12 protein-coding genes are annotated in these 16,069 nt (G+C 38.2%); 4 read left to right on the top strand and 8 right to left on the bottom strand.

Features of this window, described 5'->3' with window-relative positions:
• Positions 1-2: 2 nt before the first annotated feature.
• From I5M32_RS10205 to I5M32_RS10185, 5 genes are all read right to left on the bottom strand, one after another.
• On the bottom strand, positions 3-743 hold the full coding sequence (locus tag I5M32_RS10205; RefSeq protein WP_200586137.1) for a LytR/AlgR family response regulator transcription factor: 741 nt from the start codon (positions 741-743) through the stop codon (positions 3-5).
• Positions 740-1,777 carry a sensor histidine kinase gene (locus I5M32_RS10200; RefSeq protein ID WP_234461930.1) on the bottom strand — a complete coding sequence of 346 codons (1,038 nt, stop codon included), beginning with the start codon at positions 1,775-1,777 and terminating at the stop codon, positions 740-742. The genes I5M32_RS10205 and I5M32_RS10200 overlap by 4 nt, the downstream gene beginning before the upstream one ends.
• Before the next feature lies 1 nt (position 1,778).
• On the bottom strand, positions 1,779-2,117 hold the full coding sequence (locus tag I5M32_RS10195) for a DUF4288 domain-containing protein (RefSeq protein ID WP_200586136.1): 339 nt from the start codon (positions 2,115-2,117) through the stop codon (positions 1,779-1,781).
• A gap of 58 nt (positions 2,118-2,175) precedes the next feature.
• Positions 2,176-2,985 (bottom strand): LiaF transmembrane domain-containing protein, encoded by an 810-nt coding sequence (locus I5M32_RS10190; protein WP_200586135.1) that lies wholly within the window; start codon positions 2,983-2,985, stop codon positions 2,176-2,178.
• 113 nt (positions 2,986-3,098) lie between these two features.
• On the bottom strand, positions 3,099-3,866 hold the full coding sequence (locus I5M32_RS10185; RefSeq protein WP_200586134.1) for a DUF3891 family protein: 768 nt from the start codon (positions 3,864-3,866) through the stop codon (positions 3,099-3,101).
• A gap of 163 nt (positions 3,867-4,029) precedes the next feature.
• Here I5M32_RS10185 and ald point away from each other — a divergent pair, with 163 nt between their 5' ends.
• Positions 4,030-5,163: an alanine dehydrogenase gene (gene ald / locus I5M32_RS10180; protein ID WP_200586133.1), complete on the top strand. Its 1,134-nt coding sequence runs from the start codon at positions 4,030-4,032 to the stop codon at positions 5,161-5,163.
• A gap of 366 nt (positions 5,164-5,529) precedes the next feature.
• Positions 5,530-7,209, top strand: coding sequence for a glutamine--tRNA ligase/YqeY domain fusion protein (locus tag I5M32_RS10175; RefSeq protein ID WP_200586132.1), 1,680 nt, complete (start codon positions 5,530-5,532; stop codon positions 7,207-7,209).
• A 36-nt stretch (positions 7,210-7,245) separates the two neighbouring features.
• On the opposite strand, the gene I5M32_RS10170 is transcribed toward I5M32_RS10175, so the two are convergent.
• A complete protein-coding gene (locus I5M32_RS10170; RefSeq protein WP_200586131.1) occupies positions 7,246-8,445 on the bottom strand; it encodes a GIY-YIG nuclease family protein in 1,200 nt (399 codons plus the stop codon).
• The gene (locus I5M32_RS10165; protein WP_200586130.1) at positions 8,438-10,882 is read right to left on the bottom strand and encodes a DEAD/DEAH box helicase; all 2,445 of its coding nucleotides are present in this window, start codon (positions 10,880-10,882) and stop codon (positions 8,438-8,440) included. The genes I5M32_RS10170 and I5M32_RS10165 overlap by 8 nt, the downstream gene beginning before the upstream one ends.
• A gap of 421 nt (positions 10,883-11,303) precedes the next feature.
• Between I5M32_RS10165 and I5M32_RS10160 the strand changes: the two genes are divergently transcribed.
• A complete protein-coding gene (locus tag I5M32_RS10160) occupies positions 11,304-11,789 on the top strand; it encodes a cupin domain-containing protein (protein WP_200586129.1) in 486 nt (161 codons plus the stop codon).
• Positions 11,790-11,792: 3 nt separating this feature from the next.
• Here the strand turns inward: I5M32_RS10160 and I5M32_RS10155 are convergent, their stop codons facing one another.
• Complete coding sequence (locus I5M32_RS10155) at positions 11,793-12,644, bottom strand: pirin family protein (protein ID WP_200586128.1); 852 nt, start codon at positions 12,642-12,644, stop codon at positions 11,793-11,795.
• A 288-nt stretch (positions 12,645-12,932) separates the two neighbouring features.
• Here I5M32_RS10155 and I5M32_RS10150 point away from each other — a divergent pair, with 288 nt between their 5' ends.
• Positions 12,933-15,629 (top strand): class I SAM-dependent DNA methyltransferase, encoded by a 2,697-nt coding sequence (locus I5M32_RS10150; protein WP_200586127.1) that lies wholly within the window; start codon positions 12,933-12,935, stop codon positions 15,627-15,629.
• Positions 15,630-16,069 lie beyond the last annotated feature (440 nt).

Below are 16,069 nucleotides of genomic sequence, written 5' to 3'. Positions count from 1 at the left end.
GATTAAATCCCTAAAACTGCTTTTAATTTTGGATAACCTGTTTTGCTGACCGGTATTTTTTCTCCTGTTTTTAAGATGATGAGGTAGCCTTCTTTCTCATAAGGCTCTAACTTTGTGATCTGATCTATCTTAACCATGTATGAGCGATGTACCCTAACAAAAAGTTTCTTGTTCAAATTCTGTTCAAAAAAAGTTAGGGTTTGGTTCTTCATAAAAACGCCATCGCTGGTGTAAATATTTACATAATCATCGTCAGAAGCTAAATGGGTAATATCATAAATAGAAATGATCTTTATCTTATTCCCGCTCTTAACCACAATGCGTTCATTCTGCGTATTTGTTTGCTGTGCAACACGCTCAATTTTTATCTTTTGATGATCTGTTTGGGATTGGTTATTTGCCAAAAATTTATCTACTGCTTTGTTAAATCTTTCTTGATCAAATGGTTTTAGCAGGTAATCTATCGCATTGGCCTCAAAGGCTTTCAACGCAAATTCGTCATAAGCGGTGGTAAAGATGATGGCGGGCATCTCATCCAACAATTCTAACATTTCAAAACCGGTGATCTTCGGCATCTGAATATCCAAGAATATCAATTGCGGTTGGTGTTCATTAATGGCTTTTAAACCTTCAAATCCGTTGCCGCATTCTGCCACGATCTCCATATCGGCGTAAGCCAAAAGATATTGTACTATTATGTTTCTTGCCAAAGGCTCGTCATCAATAATTAAGATTTTGATCATGAGGTTTGTGGGATTAAAATAGTGGTTATAAATTGGTTTTCTGTTATTGATGTTTTTAATAGATCGTTTCTGCTAAACAGTAGCGCCAGCCTCCTTTTGATGCTGTTTAGCCCAAAGCCCGTACCTTTGTTTGGATGTGCGGTTTGGGCATCAAAGGGGTTTGAAATACTGATTTCTAGATTTGGTTGCTTAAATTTTGTTTGGATGTTGATGTTTACCGCTTCCAAGGTATCATAAAGCCCAAATTTGATGGCGTTTTCTACAACGGGCTGCAAAAGCATGGGTGGGATAAATTTCCGTAAAGATTCTTCATCGGTTTTTATGATCGTGTTTAACCTATTACCAAACCTTACTTTTTCTATCTCTAGGTAAAGCTCTAAATGCGCTAGTTCTGATTTTAAGCTGGTTAGGGCATCATCTTGCCTTAAAGTTCCTCGTAAAAAATCAGAGAGTTGTTGCGTCATTTTCCTAGCTTCTGTTGGCTTAGAAAGCGTTAATGCACTGATAGAGTTTAAACTGTTGAACAAAAAATGGGGTTGCAGCTTTTCTCTCAAAGATGATAATTCTGCTTCTTTTGTTAATTTTTCTGCCTCGTTTTTGCGCTGTTCTAGTTCTTGCTTTTCTTGTTGGTTGTAAAACAAGATGCTTATGGCCGTCATGCAGCCGATCAATAAAAAACAGAAAGCATATCTAATTGGCAAAGAAAAATTTAAGATTTTTTCATCTAAAAAACCAACCTTAAAGGATGATATTATCACATACCTAATAATGGCAACATAAAGTGCGGAAAGTATGAGGCACCAAATAACTACATAAATATATTTGTTGCCCTTGGGGCGATAATAAGAAAGATTATTAGAAATGAGCCAACATAAAAGGCCTAAAATAAGGTTAGAAAGCACACTGTCTTTTAAAGCCAAGGCAAAACTGGTATTTAAACTATAAAGCGTATAAAAATGAAGGCCGGCAAAAACCAGCATGATGCACAAAAATGTCCATTTGAATTTGCTGCTCGAAAATGGGGAGGCTGCCAAATTATGCTATTTTTCTTTTTTTAATACTTTGGGTTTTATGGTAAACCAAATCTAAATAAATGTCGGCATTATCTGGTTCTACAATTCTATAATGGATTTCTTTCCCCTGCTCCAAATTTCCAAGATATTGTATTTCGGTTACAGCTATAAATTTCCATTTTACGGTTTCTTGGTTGTTAGATTTAACCTCATCTTGGTACAGATAACCTAGCTGATGTGCCATTTCCAAAGCCAAATCTTCGTTTACGGCATCTATCAACCTTAATTGTTCGTCAAACTGAGGGTAAGAATTTTCACAACCCTCGATTTGGAATACCATTTTTGCTACAAACCAATTCATTGTTTTTTATTTTAAGAGCTTGTTTAAAATTTACTATTAGTTTAAACCGTTTCTGATATTAAAAATTCCTGATCTCTATGCCGGCAAAAACAGAAGAACCTTTGATCAATAAAACTTTGCTTCTATCGGGTAAAACTTGCACCAATGATCTTTTGTCTTCTACACCGCCAAAAACTGCCGACATTTCTACCGATACGTCCCAAGTGGGAGGGATTACAATCTTGGTCCCCCCAAAAACCTGGGTTACGTCTAAAATTACCATCCCGTTGATGTCTGCGTTGATCAAACTGATCTCACAGCCACCGCAAATGGTAAGTATATCGCCCCCTTTAAAGTTTTTAGATAGGATATTTTTCTTTGTAGCACCAAAAATAGATACGCTGTCTATATATTCGTCACCCGTAGTTTGGTGCTTTTGATCAACTACAGGCCCGTCATTTTTTGTGGCTTCGTTTTCAAAGCCGTTGTTTGAGGTTTGATAAGCGGGATCAAAATTATCCCACCTTCTTCTGCCCCTCCTGCTGCAATTGCCCGCTTTAAATCCTTTCCCAAAAATGAACCAAATACCCAAACCCATTAAAACTAAAGGCCATGTAAATTTAGAAACAGATAATTCTGGGCTTATCTTTTCTAGCAAGAAAACCCCTCCGATCAAAACCATGATCAACCAGCCAGAATTTCTAAAATTATGTTTAACCCCGTTTGCCAAACCAATAACAATCAATAACATTGGCCAGCTCAAAATCCAATCTGGCATAAATATGCCCATCTGGTTCGCAAATAAAACCACACCAACAACCAATATAGCTGCCCCAACTATCCTTTTTCCATTGGGATTATGCTTTCTCTTTATTTCTTGATCTTTCATTTTGCTTTTAAATTATGGTGTAAAACTACAAGCCCTTAGAAAATCTTCAAATGCAAAACCGATAAATGGCAGTATAAACTCGGTAAACGGCAGGTTTTAATCGGTAAAAATATTTAGGTAATACGCAAGGCGTAGTAGTTTGATCTTGCATCATGATAGGCAGTAGCTAGGCCCACCTCTTTTATTAGATCTTTTGGGACCGATCTAAAAGCGATTTTAACGTCAAAATGATTTTCAAAAGGAGAATAACTAAACTTAACCTTAAGCTTACCTTGTATAAAAGTGGGCACAATGCCCCTGTAACCGTACTGGTTAAAAAAATTAGAATTATCAAGCCCGTTCACAAACATAGGGTGTTCTTGATCTTTACGGGTCTCTGGGCTTGTCATGCAAACATATAAGGCAATATTATCACAAAGGTTCAGTATTTTCAACTGATAATCCAATATCTCTACTTCGTTTTGCGAAAGTTTAAGCCCGTTGCACAAAAATTTCTGACGCGATTTTTCCCTATCCAAAAAAACCTTGGCCTCTTCTGTAACGCTATGTTTTAGCAAACTGCAATAGTGCATACTGCATAATATGGCAGCATAAGAATTGGCCAAATTAACTTGCTCTATACCAAATTTATAGAATTGCAATTTTAGCTTTTCGGGGTAATTTAAAAAAGAAAATGGCTTACCCGTAAGATCATCCATTAAAGGGTGAGAATCTGGCACCAGCCAAGCCCTATCGTGTTGATGGATGGCAAATTTTAAAGATTCATAATGCTTATCTGGCACAAACTCTTTCCTTAGGTTAGAAAACATTTCTCCCGCTATATAAGCATGATCATGTTGCGTAATAAAAAGGTAATGGTCTTTCTCTTCTCGGATTATCATTTTCAAAAAATAAATTTACAATTTAAAATCTCTTTTCAAAACCCAAGTTATTCATCCTTTATTTTATGACTTTTTTATCGTTTTAACAAAAAGATTATTAATTTCAATAAAATATGCTACTTTTATTAATAAATAATTATTTTTATTAAAAAATATTGATTATATGATTATTGGTGTACCTAGAGAAATGAAAAACAATGAGAACAGGGTAGGCTTAACCCCTGCCGGCACTCATGAACTGGTAAAGAGAGGTCATCAAGTGTTAATAGAAACACATTCTGGGGCTGCTAGCGGTTTTAGAAACGATGATTATGAAGAAGCAGGCGCAGAAATCATATCTACCGAGGATGAAGTTTGGGGCAGGGCAGATATGATCATCAAAGTTAAGGAACCAGAAGAGCATGAGTATAAGATGACCCGCAAAAACCAATTGATCTTCAGCTTTTTCCACTTCGCATCAAACAAAAAACTAACACATGCCATGTTAGATAGCGGTGCGATATGTTTAGCCTATGAAACCGTAGAAACAACCGATAAAACCTTGCCCATTTTAGTGCCCATGAGCGAAGTTGCAGGTAGGATGGCCATACAACAAGGTGCAAGGTACCTAGAAAAACCTGTAATGGGCCGCGGCATATTGTTGGGTGGGGTACCTGGCGTAACCCCGGGCAAAGTTTTGATCATTGGGGCGGGCGTTGTTGGCGTACAGGCCGCAAAAATGGCATCGGGCTTGGGCGCTCACGTAACCATTATTGATACCAATATCCAAAGGTTAAGATATGTGAACGATATTTTGCCGCCCCACGTGGTTACCATGTACAGTAGCGAATATAACATCAGAAAATTGGTGGCCAACCACGATTTGATCGTTGGGGCAGTATTGATCCCCGGAGGCAAATCGCCTATGGTAATCACCAGGGATATGCTGAAACTGATGAGGCCTGGGACGGTAATGGTTGATGTTTCTGTAGATCAAGGTGGCTGCATAGAAACCTGCAAACCTACCACGCATGAAAACCCTACCTATATTGTAGATGGTATTCTGCACTATTGCGTAACCAATATGCCGGGCGCAGTACCTTATACATCTACCATTGCTTTAACCAACAGCACCTTCCCTTATGTGTTACAATTGGCGGATAAAGGCTGGAAAAAAGCTTGCTTAGATAATTATGAACTGTTAAAAGGTCTCAATATTATCAATGGTGAGGTGGTTTACAGGGGTGTAGCCGAAGCTTTTGATTTGCATTATAAAGCAGTCCACCATTTTTTAGATACCAATATAGAAGAAGATTAAATAGGCGTGGGTCTTCATAATAGATGATAATTTTTTGGGCGTTTTAACAGGCTATCCACTCATACGCCACAAGGCCTTATTCACAGGCCGGTATCCGTTTCTATCCTTAACGCTTAAACCACATCATTTAAAAAATTTCAATTTACATCAAATTACTTTTAAATAGAAAGCCACCTCAAAATTAAAAGATTTGTCATGCTGCCCGCCAACTGGCGTATTCAATATCTCATTTTCAAGTTGGCAAACTATGTGAGAACTCATTTTGATAAGTTTCCGAAATAAATTCGGAATGACACCAATTTTTGGGATAGCCTCATTTAAAAATTCTTACTTTTGTGCCTTGAAATATCCTTGTAATTATTAAGCATGTCTGAAGAAAAATCATTAAACTTTATTGAAGAGATTGTAGAGAACGATCTTAGTTCTGGCAAATACGATAAGATCATAACCCGTTTCCCACCAGAGCCAAATGGTTTTTTGCACATTGGGCATGCAAGTTCTATCTGCTTAAATTTTGGGCTAACAAAAAAATTCAAAGGTTATACCAATCTTCGTTTTGATGATACCAATCCCGTTACGGAAGAGACCATATATGTTGATGCGATCAAAAAAGACATTGCTTGGCTAGGCTTCAAGTGGGAAAACGAACTTTACGCCTCCGATTATTTTGATACCCTGTATGGTTTTGCCATAAAACTGATAGAAAAGGGTTTAGCCTATGTAGATGATCTTAGTGCAGAGGAAATGGCAACCTTAAAAGGTACACCAACCGAAGTGGGAAAAGATTCTCCTTTCAGAAACCGTACGGTAGAAGAAAACCTCTCACTTTTTGCCCAGATGAAAAACGGGGATTTCCCTGATGGCAGCAAAACCCTAAGGGCAAAAATTGATATGGCACACGTAAATATGCTAATGCGTGATCCCATTTTATATCGTATAAAACATGCCAAACACCACCGTACGGGAGATAAATGGAGCATTTACCCTATGTATGATTTTGCCCACGGCCAAAGTGATGCCATTGAACAGGTTACCCATTCGGTTTGTACCTTAGAATTTATCCCACACCGTGATCTTTATAATTGGTTGATAGAAAAATTGGAGATCTATCCATCGCACCAGTATGAATTTGCCCGTAGAAACCTAAACTATACCGTAACAAGTAAAAGAAAATTGTTGCAATTGGTTAACGAGAATTTTGTGAACGGCTGGGATGATCCACGTATGCCAACCATCAGCGGTTTAAGAAGAAGGGGTTTTACACCATCTTCTATCCGTAATTTTTGCGAGCGCATCGGCATTGCCAAAAGAGAAAACTTAATAGAATACAGCTTGCTAGAATTTTTTATCCGTGAGGATCTAAACAAAACTTCTTGGCGAAGGATGGCAGTTTTAGACCCCATAAAAATGGTGATCACCAACTATCCAGAAGGACAAGAAGAAATGCTGCATGGCGAAAACAACCCAGAGGTTGAAGGGCATGATGGCGAAAGACAAATCCCTTTTGGCCGAGAGCTTTGGATAGAACGTGATGATTTTATGGAAGAGCCACCAAAAAAATTCTTCCGCCTGGGCCCGGGCTTAATGAGCCGTTTAAAGAATGCCTACATTGTAAGGTGTAACGATTTTGTAAAAGACGAGGAAGGTAATGTAACCGAAATACATTGTACTTATTTCCCAGAATCAAAATCTGGCGAGGATACTTCGGGTTTAAAAGTTAAGGGTACCATGCACTGGGTAAGCGTTAGGCATGCAAAAACTGCCGAAGTGAGGTTATACGATAGATTGTTCATCTCTGAAGAGCCAGACCGTGAAGAAGGCGACTTTAAAGAATACATCAACCCAGAGAGTTTGGTGGTTTTAAAGAAAGCCTATATAGAAGCTGATCTGGCAAACGCACAACAACAACTGGCAGATAACCCAGATAGGCGTTACCAATTTATACGTAAAGGTTATTTTTGTTTAGATGCAGATTCTACATCAGAAAATTTGGTTTTTAACAGAACGGTTACCTTAAAAGATACTTGGGCAAAGGTAAGTGGATAGGTTTTTAGAAGGAATGTTGTAATGATAGAATAATCTTTATTTTAGAAGGATAGATTCTGAACCAACATCATACCTATAATTGATGATGCTCCCGTTTATCAACAAATTGATTGCTTCATCTATTATCGGTAGCGGCACCATAAACCATTCTCTTGGTGTTTGCCTTTTTCCGTTTTTGTCATAAATATCAATATTTAAGCAGTTGTTGGCAAAAAATCTGTGGATAAGGTTTTCAAAAGCATGGATATTTATATCATAACATAGGTAGGAGGCTATAATTTCTACTTCGCTGTATAAATAAGTGGCCTCATTGGCTGCATTATTTATCCTATCGCTAACCTTTGTGGTAGAAAAGCCTATTTTATAGAGGTTTTGCAAATTGGCAATTTCTGGCTTTGATGATTTTGATCTTAAGACATAGATCCACCCGGTTTGTAGATTATCCTCCTTAACAATTATGCTATTATTTTTTAGATCTTCATTTGCTAAAGTACTAGGGCGAGTGATAATTTTACCGCCTTTATAGAGCATTTTCCCTAAAGAACGGTACAACATATTAGATTTTGTGGCATTTTCAAAAATAATCTTTGTTCTACCATCAAGCCTTAGCCTATTCCCAGATTTTAACTCTTGAGGCTTGTTCTCTAAATCCCCATCTTCTAGGTAAAGCAATATGCCATCTAACAGATAAAAATTACCTATTTGCAGGTTTTTCTCCATGTTTTCAAAAGGTAACAGCTTACGTAAACCTGTTTTTAATTCTTGATGTACTTTAAAAAACATCGCTTCGTATTCTGTAAAATCCCTTTCGGTTATCGCTTTTCTTTGTGCAACAAAATCGGCCTCTGCCCTTTTATCTGGTTTGGGCGTATGTTTAAAAGCATAAATGGAAAGGTCGGCATCGTTATCCAGTAAACCTAAATCGTCTTCCTCAATAATTTGGCTTAAAGATGGCATTTCCAATTCTACCTCTCCCAATAAATTGAACTTATCAAAAGGTTTTAAAGCTTTTTTCTTTTTCTCATCGGTTTTAAAGCTTTTTAATTTGGCCAAAAGGTTATACTCAGACATGCTTCCTTTTTCTGGTTCCCTGCCATTTTGCTCATAAAAGTTATTGATCTCTTCAAAAGCATCTATCATCCTATCCTCATCAGATCTTAGGTTGGTTGGTTTATCTTTCTGGCTCAATAACCCAAACTCGTCATCGTTAAAAATATCGTCTAAAGAATCAATCATTTTGTACCATTTTTTTTCTTCTAGCTTCTCTTAAAAATATCAAAGCTGCTGCCAAGCGTTGCTCTTTTGGGTCGTGTGATTGTAGATTGGGTTCTCCGTGTGCGGCCGCCCATTCTTTAATCTTTGGCCACAAAAGTATGGCTTCCGCTTCGGTCATTTCTAATTTAGCCACATTTATGGTATCCTGTATGGCCCTTAATACCGATGCTGTTACAGATTTTGATAAAATCTCGAAAGCTTTTTGAAAAGGATTGATCCTATCTATCAGATCAATCTCTATCTGATCAATATCAACAAAACTACCTGCCATCCTTAAAAACTGCTTGTTGCCCTGTTGTTCTATGGTACTGTTTTTCATTACAGAATCTACCACAATATGTTGCCTAACCGCCTCCAAATCATCTTTATTCAAATCTGGATAAACCTCCCTAATGATCCTTGGAATAATTACCGTATTGATCACTTCTGCATCAATATTGCCAGGCATTGCCCGTAACATCACGTCATCTTGCAGAATTTTGGCCTTTAAATCGTTAAGGTCGCTTTCTATGATGTCTTTTGCCCTTTGCGATGTTGGCATTTTAAACCCTCTGATCTTTATGATCCTTCCATCTTCTTTATTTTCAACCTCTGCATCATCCCTATCATCATCAAATTTCGGTTTGAATTTAAAATTGGGGGCCAATACTTGTTCCATCAATAACGAGGCGGTAATGGCCTTTAGCATATTGTTAACGGCTAATTTCACATCATCGTCAACGGCATCTGGCTGGGCAATTAAATTGGTGAACTGGGCGTGTGATTTATTATTGCTATCTCGGGTTGCCCTGCCTATGATCTGTATGATTTCTGTAAGCGAGCCCCGGTAACCAATGGTAAGCGCATGTTGGCAAAATGGCCAATCGAAGCCTTCTTTGGCCATCCCCAAAGCAATGATCATATCAAGATCATCTGCAGTGCTAACGCCGCGTAAATAAGCTACCACCTTGTCTCTTTCTTTAAGGTTATCATTAACCAGATCGGCAATTTTTAATATGCGCCCGCTGCGTTTACTCTTCACATACATGATCCCCGTTTCAGGGTCTTGGTATTCCATCACTCCAATACAATCTATCACATGCCCAACTTCTTCTAGCTTTTCTTTAGATGATTCTGCCGAGTTTACGCTGGGGATATGGATGATGGTTTTTAAATCTTCGTCCAAGATCTCTTCTAGGGCCGATATTTCTCTATCTGGTTGCTTTTTGTAATAGCGCCCTTGGTAAAAATGGTAACCAATACCTAAAGATTTCAAATGATCATAGCCATTTAATTGCTGGTAATAATTATAGGTAACGTTGGTAAACTTGGCTTCGTCTTCTGGCAATAAAACAGGTATGCTATCTCCTCTAAAATAAGAGCCCGTCATGGCTACCAAATGGGCAGTAGATTTTTCCATTACCTTGCGTATCACTTCTCCTAATCGGTTTTCGCCATCTGCAGATACATGGTGGAATTCATCTATCGCCAACAGGCAATTGTTTAAATCTGTTGGTGTTAAACTTTCAAAGGCAAAACGCAAAGTGGCGTGGGTACAGATCAAAATGCGCTCTTCGCTTTCCAAGAATTTAACAAAGGCCTCTACTTTGTTTTTTTCGCCACCGGGCGTACAAAGGTTATACCTTGGGCTAAGTTCCCAATCTGCAAAGAAACCGTATTTGCTTAATTCTGTTGGGCTAAATGAGCTACCGATAGAACGTTCTGGCACAGAAACAATCACTTTTTTAATTCCTTGGTTGATCAATTTATCTAAAGCAATAAACATTAATGCCCGTGATTTGCCCGATGCAGGCGGCGCTTTCAACAAAAGGTATTTTGCCGATCTTGCTGCATAAGCTTTTTGCTGCATCTCCCGCATCCCCAATTCATCGGTTTTTTTGCTTTGGCCCGTTTGGGCGTAGGTAACGTTTACCAAGTTGATGGGCTTTACATATTCTGGGTGGTTTATGATTACTTTTTCACGCTTTTGACGAGGCTTAGGATTGGTAATAACTACGGTATCGCCGTTTTCTGTAACAGAATCATATTCGATATTTGCCAATAACAAATTGATGCGATCCTCATCACAAGGGAAACCATCGGTATCCATATCGGCAGGATGCTTAAAAGAACCAACGATCACTATACCTTTCAATTGCACCAACATACGTGGGCTGTTGGACAGGTAGCCGCCCTGTAACAATAAATGTGTAATGTTTTTTGGTATGGTATAATTGCCCTTACCGTCTTTTTTAAAAAACCTTTGTAGGTAAAAATCGGTTAGATCACGGTATTCTACATTTTTTTCGCCTAGGCGGATATCATGCAAAAAACTATTGTTTATGGTAAGGTATAAGATGTTTTCTTTGGCTAAACCTAATTGTTTGATAATTTCTTGCAAGCGTGGGCCGTAATTCATTTTTTGGTTTAATGTGATTGATGTTGGGATAATTATCCGTCTAATTTATTTTAAAAATATCCGAGGGGAGCTTTGTAAATCAATAAGTTATGATTTTTTACGTCTAAAATATCCGTCTAAACCCGGATAATTTATTCGGTTTTAGACATCTGCCAAGCCTTCCCATCTGAGACGATGATTCCATTTTTACGCAAAGTTTGTAGGTTATTTTTAATCTTGTTTTTCTTTTGGATGATGTTGAGCATCAAACATAAAGCAAAAAAAAACCAATATACAACCTTGTACGATATTTATTGGCCATGAAATAAACAGAACCTCTTCTTTTTATGGTTGAAAGTAATAAAAATATTTTGTTTACCACACTTGGATATTTAAGATTAAGCTTTATTAAATCTCTAGCATAAATTCTTAATTTTAAAGAATGAAAACCGCAAAATACTTCATCAATAAACTAGGCTTAAAGCCTCATCCCGAAGGTGGGTTTTACAAAGAAACTTACAGGGCAAAAGAAGAAATAGTAAACATCTATGGAAATAAAAGAAATGTTTCTACCGCTATATTTTTTTTGTTAGCAGATCAAAATAAATCACATTTTCACAAAATAAGATCAGACGAACAATGGTTCCATCATTTTGGGGAAACTTTAGAGATACTCTATATAGAAGAAAATACACTGAAAACAATGCTGTTGGGCAATAACTTAGAGAACGGCGAAGTTTTACAGGCAACTATCCCTGCAAATACATGGTTTGCCTCTAGAATGAAAAATTATAAAGGATACGGACTGGTAAGCTGTACGGTTTCCCCAGGGTTTGATTTTGAAGATTTTGAGATGGCCAAAAAGAAAGAGTTGATGAGCCTTTATCCCGGTTTGAAGAACATATTAGAAGAAATGTGCTTAAATTAAACCCTATCGCCATTTACCCATTTTTCCGGATCTAAAATCGGCATAGGCTGCCATAATTTCTTCTTGGCTGTTCATTACAAAAGGCCCTTGGGCAACCATTGGTTCGTTAAAAGGTTTCCCGTAACCAAAGATCAGGTAGCTATCGCTATTGGCTTTTATGCTAATCTCGCTACCCTTGTTTTCAAACTGTACCAATTGGTGTTTTTGTATCTCTGTTGCGTTAACAACTAATTCGCCATAGGCCAGGTAAAACAAGATCTCGTTTTTTTCGTCAACTTCTAAGCTCAATCTTGCATCGGCTTTAAGCCTGATACTTGCCATGGTTAAATTGCTCAAAGAATCAATAGGGCCTTTATGTTTGTCCCAATTACCAGAGATCAGATCTACGTTAACTTTCCCACCATCAAGATCAAAGTGGCAAATATCCTCAAAAGTTAAACCCCTGTAATTTGGTTCTACCATTTTGTTTTTTGCGGCCAAATTTAGCCATAGCTGTATAACTTCTACTTTGCCGCCATTTTGCATAAATTCTTGTGAAGAAACTTCAGAATGTATCAAACCGCTGCCCGCTGTCATCCATTGTATGCCGCCCTCTTTGATCACGCTTTCGCCCCCGGTAGAATCTTGATGGGCGATATCGCCTTTAAGCACATAGGTTAAGGTTTCAAAACCACGGTGCGGATGCGGCCCAAAGGGCAAACCATTGTTGTTTTTCACATAAAATTGTGGGCCATGGTGGTTCAAAAAAAGAAAAGGATCTAAATAATTGATGCTTTGCGTGGGGATTGCCCTAAAAGTTTCCAAATCATCAACCGGCGAATAAACTGTTTTGTGGATAGCTTTGATATTTCTCATTCTAACTTCTCTTAGCTTAATAAAGCAATTAACATAAAATTTGTTTTAAAAGGGCAAAAAAAATAGTCTAAAAGATTAAAATATTCTTTTGGCCCAAAAATGTGGAACTTGTAAATTTTGGGCAAGCAACAGGTTTAAAGAGGGTTGCATTGGGTTTTATGCTTCCGCTCCGCTCGGCATAAAAAAGTGGCTATGATAATCCCTTCAAAATCCATCCCCCTCCCTCATCCAAAATTCATTTAATTACCCCCCAACCAACTAAACAAACAATTTCCTACTTTTGGATTCATGACCTCTAAAGAAATAATCAGCAATTTAAACGTACTGGTTGCCAATTTTAACAAAGAAGAGTTTATCTATGATCTGCTTTTGGCTTATGGAAGCTCTAAAACCTCTGTTTTGCGCTTAAAAAAAGGCGATTTCAATATGTCTGATACAGAAGGGGAAACACTTTACAAAAACAAGCTCTTTTATGCCCATGCCGCAACAGATCTGCACCTGCGGGTTGATGCTTTTGCCAAGGAAGAACGGATATTGAAGCAAAAGCCAAGGTTCATCATCGTTACGGACCATCAGCTTATTGTTGCCAAAGACCTTAAAACCAATGTTAATATAGATATACCCCTTTTAGAGCTGCCCAGCTATTACGATTTCTTTTTGCCACTTAGCGGTGCAGAGGTTTATAGATCTAAGAACGATAACAAGGCCGATCGTGAGGCAAGTTACCAGCTGGCCCGTTTATACGATATTTTGGTGCAAGATAACCCCGATTACGCCAAAGAAAGCCATCTTTTAAACCTGTTTTTATCGCGTTTGCTGTTTTGTTTTTTTGCCGAGGATACCGATATTTTTGATAAGGTGGGCATATTTACCGATACCCTTGCCCAGCATACACAAGCCAACGGTGCCGATGTACACGAGTTTTTGAACGAGCTTTTTACCAAGTTGGATACCGAAAACGGCGACTTCCCCAAGCATTTGCAAAACTTCCCTTACGTAAACGGAGGCTTGTTTAGAGACAGTATCAAAGCCCCTATCTTTACCACCAAATCGCGACGTATTTTATTAGAATGCGGCAATTTGGATTGGAGCGAGATCAACCCGGATATTTTTGGCTCTATGATACAGGCCGTTGCCGATCCCGAAGAACGCAGCGACCTAGGGATGCACTACACCTCTGTGCCAAACATCAAAAAACTGATAGAACCGCTTTTTTTAAACGCCCTAAACAAAGAATTTGAAAAACAGCACAACAGCATCAGCGGGCTAAACAAGCTGATCGCCCGTTTAGGAAGTATCAAATTTTTTGATCCCGCCTGTGGTAGCGGAAACTTTTTGATCATCACTTACAAAGAGATCCGTCTGCTAGAAATTGAGGTGATCAAGCGTATAGCAGAACTAAGCATACAACAAGGCCTAACCCTGCCTATGCAATTTACCAGCATACAGCTATCGCAATTTTACGGCATAGAGATCAAAGATTTTGCCCACGAAATGGCCATACTTTCCCTTTGGCTGGCAGAGCACCAGATGAACAAGGTTTTTGACGATCGTCTTGAAGGCCTTGGACAAAGCAAACCCATTTTGCCCTTAAAACAAGCGGGCAACATAGCATGTGGAAATGCCACCAGGATGAGCTGGGAAAAAGTTTGCCCCCGTGGCGCAAACGATGAGATCTATATTTTGGGAAACCCGCCATATTTGGGGAGCCGAAACCAAGACAGCAACCAAAAAGACGATATGCAATTGGTTTTTGGTAGGGATTTTAAAAGTTTGGATTATGTTACTGCCTGGTTTTATAAAGGAGCAAAATATATTGAAGGATACGATGCCCAATTAGCTTTTGTAGCTACAAATTCTATTTGCCAAGGTTTGGCGGTTGCTCTTACTTGGCCAAGGATTTTAAATAAAAATATTGAAATTTCTTTTGCACATCAATCTTTTAAATGGACAAACAATGCAAGGGGCAATGCTGGCGTAACGGTTATAAATGTTGGATTGCGCAATAAAAGCAACCAGCCTAAATATCTTTTTACAAATATTACCAAAGAGGTAAAAAACATAAATGGATATTTATTGGATGCTGCTGATTCATATATCGATGAACTTCCATTACCTCTTTCTAAATTTCGACCAATGATGAAAGGCAACGCTGCAATTGATGATGGAAATTTTCTATTCTCAACTGAAGAACAAGCAAAAGCCTTTAAAATCAAATATCCAGAACAGGCTTACTTAGTGAGAGAATTTATTGGCTCTCAAGAACTAATTAATAGCTATAAAAGATATTGTTTATGGCTTAAAGATGCAAAACCGACTGATATATTAAACAACCCAGAAATACAATTAAGGGTTGAGAATGTCAAAAGATTTAGGAATAGAAGCCCGAAAACTCAAACTAGAAAATATGCGGATAAACCTCTTTTGTTTATGGAAGATAGACAACCAGATTCTGATTATTTAATGATACCCGTTGTTTCATCAGAAAATAGAGAATACATTCCCATAGGCTTTTTAACTAAAGATGTTATCGCCAATTATTCATCATTTATTTTACCAAATGCAACCGCTCTTGAATTCGGTATCATCCATTCTAAAATGCACATGGTGTGGGTAAGTGCGGTGGGCGGCAAACTGAAAACAGATTACCGTTATTCGGCTAAACTCTGTTACAACACCTTCCCCTTCCCAGAAACCACCGCCAAGCAAAAAACCCTCATTAACGAGTATGTTTATGATATAATGGATGAGCGGGCAAAATTCCCAGAGAAAACCATGGCGTGGCTTTACAACCCAGATACCATGCCCAGCGGGTTGCGGCAAGCGCACAAAGCCCTAGATCTTGCCATAGAGCAAATTTACCGTTTGGCCCCTTTTGAAAACGATGCCGAGCGTTTGGCCTACCTCTTTAAGCTTTATGAAGAAATGACCAAGAAAGATACCCTGTTTGCAAAGGTTAAAAAAACAAGGGGAAAAAAGGTTTAATTTGTGGGTTTTTAGGGATAAGAGCAGCGGCTTTTTTGTCCTCAGGCTCCGCTACCATTAACGTTTTTTACAGTTAATTATTAAAAGCACAGCCGTTTTGTAGTTAAGTGGCCTTTGATGGCCTTTGGGAAGTATAAAGCCCTCCGCTCCCCCCTTCGACTTCGCTCAGGGTGACATTCCCTTCGACTTCGCTCCCCTTCGACTTCGCTCAGGGGGTGGCAGCCCTCTTATATTGTAAATAAACCATAATTTTTAACATCGTTTCATATTGATTTGTATAGAATATAGCAACCCACAGGATGAAAAAAAATAAATCCGCCCGCAGGCCCATTGTTTAAAACCCAAATAATTCTTTATCATCATACCTCTTAAAATAGCTAAGTAAACAAAATAGATCCTAAAAAAAACAAATGGTTTAGATCATAAAACCAAATCCCATC

This window comes from Pedobacter segetis, from assembly GCF_016623585.1.
In the GTDB taxonomy this organism is placed as follows: domain Bacteria; phylum Bacteroidota; class Bacteroidia; order Sphingobacteriales; family Sphingobacteriaceae; genus Pseudopedobacter; species Pseudopedobacter segetis.
The sequence above is the reverse complement of the archived record's forward strand: the minus strand, read 5'-3'. Positions and strand labels throughout refer to the sequence as shown.